General features: G+C 49.6%; 11 protein-coding genes. 7 read left to right on the top strand and 4 right to left on the bottom strand.

The features are described from left to right. Positions 1-188 precede the first annotated feature (188 nt). Positions 189-689 (bottom strand): rubrerythrin family protein, encoded by a 501-nt coding sequence (locus Q7V06_RS09275; RefSeq protein ID WP_304840838.1) that lies wholly within the window; start codon positions 687-689, stop codon positions 189-191. 87 nt (positions 690-776) lie between these two features. On the opposite strand from Q7V06_RS09275, the gene radC reads away from it, so the two are divergent. Beyond that, positions 777-1,457 carry a DNA repair protein RadC gene (gene radC / locus Q7V06_RS09270; protein WP_304840836.1) on the top strand — a complete coding sequence of 227 codons (681 nt, stop codon included), beginning with the start codon at positions 777-779 and terminating at the stop codon, positions 1,455-1,457. Here radC and Q7V06_RS09265 read toward each other — a convergent pair. After that, positions 1,431-2,054 (bottom strand): flavodoxin family protein, encoded by a 624-nt coding sequence (locus Q7V06_RS09265; protein ID WP_304840834.1) that lies wholly within the window; start codon positions 2,052-2,054, stop codon positions 1,431-1,433. The genes radC and Q7V06_RS09265 overlap by 27 nt on opposite strands. A 170-nt stretch (positions 2,055-2,224) precedes the next feature. Between Q7V06_RS09265 and Q7V06_RS09260 the strand changes: the two genes are divergently transcribed. The 4 genes from Q7V06_RS09260 to Q7V06_RS09245 all read left to right on the top strand — a co-directional run bounded on the left by Q7V06_RS09260 (position 2,225) and on the right by Q7V06_RS09245 (position 3,687). After that, positions 2,225-2,467: a hypothetical protein gene (locus Q7V06_RS09260; protein WP_304840832.1), complete on the top strand. Its 243-nt coding sequence runs from the start codon at positions 2,225-2,227 to the stop codon at positions 2,465-2,467. A 62-nt stretch (positions 2,468-2,529) separates the two neighbouring features. Beyond that, on the top strand, positions 2,530-2,655 hold the full coding sequence (locus tag Q7V06_RS09255) for a desulfoferrodoxin FeS4 iron-binding domain-containing protein (RefSeq protein WP_304840830.1): 126 nt from the start codon (positions 2,530-2,532) through the stop codon (positions 2,653-2,655). 5 nt (positions 2,656-2,660) lie between these two features. Beyond that, a complete protein-coding gene (locus Q7V06_RS09250) occupies positions 2,661-3,014 on the top strand; it encodes a carboxymuconolactone decarboxylase family protein (RefSeq protein ID WP_304840828.1) in 354 nt (117 codons plus the stop codon). A gap of 7 nt (positions 3,015-3,021) precedes the next feature. Next, positions 3,022-3,687, top strand: a complete 666-nt coding sequence (locus tag Q7V06_RS09245) for a peroxiredoxin (protein ID WP_304840840.1) — start codon at positions 3,022-3,024, stop codon at positions 3,685-3,687. Between the two features lie 113 nt (positions 3,688-3,800). Here Q7V06_RS09245 and Q7V06_RS09240 read toward each other — a convergent pair whose 3' ends face one another. Next, entirely contained in the window at positions 3,801-4,076 is a 276-nt protein-coding gene (locus Q7V06_RS09240; RefSeq protein ID WP_304840826.1) for an MTH865 family protein, read from the bottom strand. Between the two features lie 72 nt (positions 4,077-4,148). Here Q7V06_RS09240 and Q7V06_RS09235 point away from each other — a divergent pair, with 72 nt between their 5' ends. Together Q7V06_RS09235 and Q7V06_RS09230 are read left to right on the top strand one after the other, a co-directional pair. Beyond that, positions 4,149-4,880: a winged helix-turn-helix domain-containing protein gene (locus Q7V06_RS09235; protein WP_304840824.1), complete on the top strand. Its 732-nt coding sequence runs from the start codon at positions 4,149-4,151 to the stop codon at positions 4,878-4,880. 9 nt (positions 4,881-4,889) lie between these two features. Then, complete coding sequence (locus Q7V06_RS09230; protein ID WP_304840822.1) at positions 4,890-5,474, top strand: SOS response-associated peptidase; 585 nt, start codon at positions 4,890-4,892, stop codon at positions 5,472-5,474. A 6-nt stretch (positions 5,475-5,480) separates the two neighbouring features. On the opposite strand, the gene Q7V06_RS10450 is transcribed toward Q7V06_RS09230, so the two are convergent. Beyond that, positions 5,481-5,630: 2TM domain-containing protein (locus Q7V06_RS10450; protein ID WP_370650841.1), on the bottom strand; the 150-nt coding region annotated here is incomplete at its 5' end.

Genomic DNA, 5,630 nt, shown 5'->3' with positions numbered 1-5,630 from the left:
GAACAACCGCAAGCGAGAGGGCGAGGACGATCACCTTGACGAGCGGGAAAAATGCAAGTAATGTAATGATTGCAATCAATGCAACCACGCCAAGCGCCACGCGATCAGCTGACTTCCATCTCAGTGCCACAGTACTTCAATGAACACCGCGAAGATAAAAGAATCTTTGGATAGAAGAGAGGGATCCTCTATTCTACCGTCAGGAAACTGGTTCCCGGAACCCCACAGATCGGGCACTTCTCGGGAGCCGATCCAAGGGCGATATTTCCGCAGACCGGGCAGAGTAACACGTCACCTGGTGGAAGGTCGCTACCCTTTGAGACTGCCTCCAGCGCATCCTTGTAGAGACCTGCATGCACCTCTTCTGCCTTCATCGCATGGGTGAAGGTGATCTCGGCATCTTTTCTCCCTTCAGCAACTGCCTGTTTAACAAACTCAGGGTACATCGACATGAATTCATGGGTCTCCCCTTCGATACCCCCCTCCAGGTTCAGTGCAGTCGTCTGTATAAGCCCCGCTACTCTGAGGAGGCGGCGGGCATGGATCTCCTCTGCCCGGGAAGCGGCCCTGAAGAGGCGGGCCACATTGGCAAACCCTTCCTCTTTTGCCTTCTCACCAAAGATTGCATACTTTCTGTTCGCCTGGGACTCACCGGCGAATGCTTCCATAATATCCTGTTCGGTTGCCATACCAGTTCAATGGCATCTGAAGACCAAAAATGTTTTGGATCACCCGAACGACATCCTTAAACAAAACCAATCTAAAAAGGTAGTAGTATGAAGATCGAACCGGATGATCGCCTTATTCGTGAAACACCCGAGATCGACCGGCTACGCGAACGTATTCGATCACGTGGTGCTTCTGCCCTCTCAGATAACGAGCTTGTTGCTGCAATCATTGGGAGAGGCATCAAAGGCCACGATGTAACATCCCTCTCCGCTGAGATCTGCAACTGTCTTGGTAAGAAAGGCCTCCAAATCTCCTGTGAAGACCTGCTGAAGATCCCGGGTGTCGGTGAGGCAAAAGCATGTCAGATAATCGCTGCATTCGAGCTGACAATCCGTTATCAGAACCGATCATTTCGTCAGAAGATAACAACACCCGAGGCAGCACTCCCCTATGCTGAGGATATCCGTTCAGAGCGGCAGGAGCATGTCATCTGTATCACCTTAAACGGGGCTCATGAGCTGATTAAGAGCAGGATGATCACAAAAGGGATCTTAAACCAGAGTCAGATCCACCCACGGGAGGTATTTGCTGACGCAATATGCGATCGCGCAGCATCGATCATCCTGATGCATAACCACCCATCAGGAAACGTGACACCGAGCTCTGACGATATTGCGGTCACAAAAAAACTTGCAGAGGCGGGCGATCTCCTTGGAATCCGTGTAATCGATCATATCATCGTATCAGAGAAGGGCTTCTGCTCACTCCACGGCGAGGGCTACTTCTGATTGTGCCCTTTTGATCGCTTCACCGAGGGCATACCCTTTTGCATATGCTTCTTTCAGCAACTCTGGCCGGGTGGTGATATCCCTGATCGTATCCATATCATCCCGGAGGAGCTTATCCCAAAGCGGGCAGTCGATGATCTCAGAGAAGGCGTGCATCGTCTGAAGAAGACCGGCAAAGAGATTTTTGATATTCATACCGGCTATTGAGAGGATGAGCATCTTACGCACCTTCCTCTGATCCGGTGTAACCAGGGGATCTCTGCGTTCATATTTTGCCATATAAAAGACCTGAAACCGGTCAATAAATGACTTCAGCGCACCAGGCACACCCATCGTCATCACCGGGGTAGCAACGATCAGGCCATCTGCATCCCTGATCATATCATAATACACCTGCATCTCGTCTTTGATCGCACATACGGGCTTCTGTTTACAGACGAAGATCTCCATACAGGGCTTGATCCGGAGTCCGGGCACCCAGATAAGCTCAACGATACATCCGGCATCTTCTGATCCTCTGATCGCTTCTTGTAAGAGTATGGCAGTATTTCCTTCTCTTCGGGGGCTTCCAAGGAGTGCAACAAGATGACAATCCATACGACTGGTTAGACAATCAGAAGAGATAAAACCCTCCTGTGGAGATCAAGTGATATTTTCTTCGCGGGGTTGAAGGGGTGGGGCGGGAAGACTCCCTGCGAACGCGGGGCGTAGTTCACTCACAATAGTTATATATTGGCAAGACCCATTCAGGTTTTGGTGAATGATCGATGGCAAATCCAGAAGAACGTTGTGAAATTGTAAAGGCAGGAACGAAGGCAAACCCAGGCAAGTATGTCTGCATTGACTGTGGCAGGGAGATGACCCTGACCAAGGCCGAAGAAGATCTCAGGAAATGCCCTGCCTGTGAATGTGCTGAGTATCAGTGCTTCCCGATGACCCATATACGACCGGACATAAAAACCCCGGAGGATGTCATGAACCCTCCAAAACGCGGGAAATCAAACCTCTAATCCCCGCATAATCATTATGCGGAACGGAGCAGTCAGGTGAGCATGGAAGTGAGGTGATCAAGATGGTTAATGTTTCAAGTGAAGGACAGGTCTTCATCTGCGAAATCTGTGGAAACGTCGTTGAAGTCAAAGAGGCAGGCGGCGGCGAACTGATCTGCTGCGGCCAGCCGATGGAATTGCAGGAGTGATGGCGATGGATAAGAAGGCAAAGGATATGAAGTCCCTTGAAGAGAAGATCGGCAAGGTTCCGCTCTTCTTCCGTGGGCTGATGGAGAAGGAACCTGAGATGTTTGAGATGGTTATGAAGTTCGACCAGCACATCTGGGCGGATGGAGCACTTGACAGGAAGACGAAGAAAGTGCTTGCTATTGCAATTGCCGCCGCCCTCAGGGACGAACATGCTGTCCGTGCACAGCTTGCCGGCGCCAAACAGCTCGGAGTTTCAAAAGAACAGATCGAAGAGGGCCTCAGGGTCACCTTCATGCTCTCCGGCATGCCCGCATATGTGTATGGAAAGACCGCAATGGAAGAAATTATGAAGGAGTGACAGGATGATGTGTGATGATATAGATATGTACTGTGATTGCGAGCCCAGAATGCCGATGATCGGTGAAGAAGCACCTGATTTTGAGGCGGTCACAACCCATGGGCCGATGAAGCTCTCTGACTTTAGAGATAAGAAGTGGGTCGTACTCTTCTCGCATCCTGCCGACTTCACTCCGGTCTGCACAACAGAGTTTATTGCTCTTTCCGAAGCAGAACCTGAGTTTGCAGCATTAAACGCCCAACTCGTCGGCCTCTCGATCGACAGCATCCACTCCCACCTTGCCTGGGTGAAGAGTGTCAAAGATAAGATGGGTGTTGCCATACCCTTCCCGATTATCGCAGACCTTGATATGAAGGTTGCCTCCCTCTTTGGGATGATCCATCCAAACCAGAGCAGCACTGCAGCCGTTCGTGCAGTCTTCTTCATTGACCCATCGATGATCGTCCGTTGCATCCTCTATTATCCGCTTACAAATGGCAGGTACATCCCCGAACTGGTTCGTCTTTTAAAGGCGTTTCAGACAAGCGACCTGTTTGGTGTCGCAACACCAGCCAACTGGCAGCCGGGTGACAAAGTCGTTGTACCCGCACCAAAGACCGTTGAACAGGTCGAGCTCCGGGAAAAAGAGGGGTACGAGTGCAAGGACTGGTACCTCTGCTTTAAACAGATCTAACCTTTCTTAACCCCTTTTTCTTCAGAAAAATCATACATGATGCCCACAAGGGCAACAGGTATACAAGATTAAATAATGTGTGTTCCCACGCATTTCATATAAAAAGGGGATTTTCAGATGCCGGCACGATCAAGGATGATCGAAGCGATCTGATCTCCGCTTGTGATCGGAAAGTCTCCTTGTGTGAGGAGACCACCTGCATCGCCTGCTCGAAGAGTGATACCGCCTGCACTGCAGGTCGTATCAGCACCGGCCGGAAAAGCTGCAAGCAGTTCTTCCGGAGTTTTCAGAGGGAATGGTGCATTTGCAAGCGCACCGGTTATCTGGCTGTACAGTTCATCCCGGATCGTTTTCTTCTCATTTGGGGTGGTCATATCAGGTATCACCATTTATCTATTGCAAGGTTAGCATAATATATTTTAGCGTCATAATTATGTACTTAAGATGAGGAGTATATCATCATGACCGGGGAGACGATGAAGGATCTTGTACAGGAGATCTCTGCACTCAGAAGAGATCTGATGCATTATTCTGAGGACATCGGCAGGATGCAGAGTGACGAACGTGTCAGACGACTTAGATGCGAATACTCTGCTGTCATTCAGGAACATGAGACCCTCAATGCAGAGAAGAGACTGACCCATGGGATGACACGCTCATGCCCGATGAATCCAACCTGCTTTATCGCCTTCTCAGAATTTCTCAAGGCAACAGCTGGTCTGATCGGTGAGGGGGATGTCCCCTCCGAAATCGTCGCATCATTTGAGGACAAGCTGAAACAACTTGATTCTTCGATGCAGAAAGAAGGATGCAGAACCTGTTTCGATATCGTCTGGAACCTCTTTGAAAAGCAGATAGACCTCCTCCATTCTCTTGGCATATACAATAAAGAGCGAATAATAACTGAGATTCCATATGACAATCTTGCAACAATGATCCTTGAACCGATCGCAAATAGCAATAGGATTTTGATTCTGGACATGGTGGCAATGGAGCCGAGATCGTTTACGAATCTCTCTGAAAAAACGAAACTTAAGGGTGGAAATCTCCTCTTCCATATCAGAAAACTAACAAATGCCGGATTGATCACCCAGCAGAATGATCGGGGGGACTATATACTGACTGCACGGGGAGAGGCTGCACTCACAGCGGTACGGGCATGTGCTTCGATCCTGCCACACGAGAAGAGGTGAAGTAGTTCCATGTGTTCGCGTTATACTATCATCGGAACCCGGATTTTAGCAGAACGATTTGGAGGACCGGATTATGTACCGCGATACAACGCCGCACCCGGACAGTCCCTCCCGGTGATCACCGGTGATCACCACCTGAGAGATGCGATCTTTGGGATCAAAGGAGCAGGCGGGATACAAAGGATAAACGCCAGGATTGAAGGGATATCCCCGAAGATCCCATTCGGATTATCATACTGCCTCATCCCTGCCGATGGCTTCTTCGAATGGAAGGGCGAAGGGATGAGAAGGCAGCCATATTACTTCTCCTTTCCAGAGGACACAATCATATCGTTTGCAGGTCTCTATGATGAGTTGCAGGCATCATTTTGTATCGTCACCACCTCTGCCATCGAACCGGTGCGTGCCATCCACCAGAGGATGCCGTATATCCTCTCGAAGAGGGGAGAGGAACGATGGATTCGCGGGTTAGATCCGGAGCTCTCTACCGAAAAGATAGATGTGATCCCAGTAGACAGAAGGATCAATAATCCGGAGACCCCGGATGATCCTGTACTCATACACCCTGCTACAAGGACACATGCGTGGTGGTGAGACGGTTTACTTTCGCTCCTTCTCACGTATCTCCTGAATCTTCCTCTCTTCCCATTCATCTGAGAAGAGGGGGATTTTGTATCGAAGATTTATAAAATTCCAGATAACAACAATTCCCCAGAAGATAGTGACCCAGTAGAACCAGAGGTACTGTGG

The organism is Methanocalculus sp. (assembly GCF_030651615.1).
Taxonomy (GTDB): domain Archaea; phylum Halobacteriota; class Methanomicrobia; order Methanomicrobiales; family Methanocorpusculaceae; genus Methanocalculus.
The sequence above is the reverse complement of the archived record's forward strand: the minus strand, read 5'-3'. Positions and strand labels throughout refer to the sequence as shown.

Excerpts from the sequence above, each read along its gene's own strand:
- Q7V06_RS09230 (WP_304840822.1), top strand. The coding sequence starts at position 4,890 with ATGTGTTCGCGTTATACTATCATCGGAACCCGGATTTTAGCAGAACGA.
- Q7V06_RS09250 (WP_304840828.1), top strand. The coding sequence starts at position 2,661 with ATGGATAAGAAGGCAAAGGATATGAAGTCCCTTGAAGAGAAGATCGGC.
- Q7V06_RS09235 (WP_304840824.1), top strand. The coding sequence starts at position 4,149 with ATGACCGGGGAGACGATGAAGGATCTTGTACAGGAGATCTCTGCACTC.
- Q7V06_RS09240 (WP_304840826.1), bottom strand. The coding sequence starts at position 4,076 with ATGGTGATACCTGATATGACCACCCCAAATGAGAAGAAAACGATCCGG.
- Q7V06_RS09260 (WP_304840832.1), top strand. The coding sequence starts at position 2,225 with ATGGCAAATCCAGAAGAACGTTGTGAAATTGTAAAGGCAGGAACGAAG.
- radC (WP_304840836.1), top strand. The coding sequence starts at position 777 with ATGAAGATCGAACCGGATGATCGCCTTATTCGTGAAACACCCGAGATC.
- Q7V06_RS09265 (WP_304840834.1), bottom strand. The coding sequence starts at position 2,054 with ATGGATTGTCATCTTGTTGCACTCCTTGGAAGCCCCCGAAGAGAAGGA.
- Q7V06_RS09245 (WP_304840840.1), top strand. The coding sequence starts at position 3,022 with ATGTGTGATGATATAGATATGTACTGTGATTGCGAGCCCAGAATGCCG.
- Q7V06_RS09255 (WP_304840830.1), top strand. The coding sequence starts at position 2,530 with ATGGTTAATGTTTCAAGTGAAGGACAGGTCTTCATCTGCGAAATCTGT.
- Q7V06_RS09275 (WP_304840838.1), bottom strand. The coding sequence starts at position 689 with ATGGCAACCGAACAGGATATTATGGAAGCATTCGCCGGTGAGTCCCAG.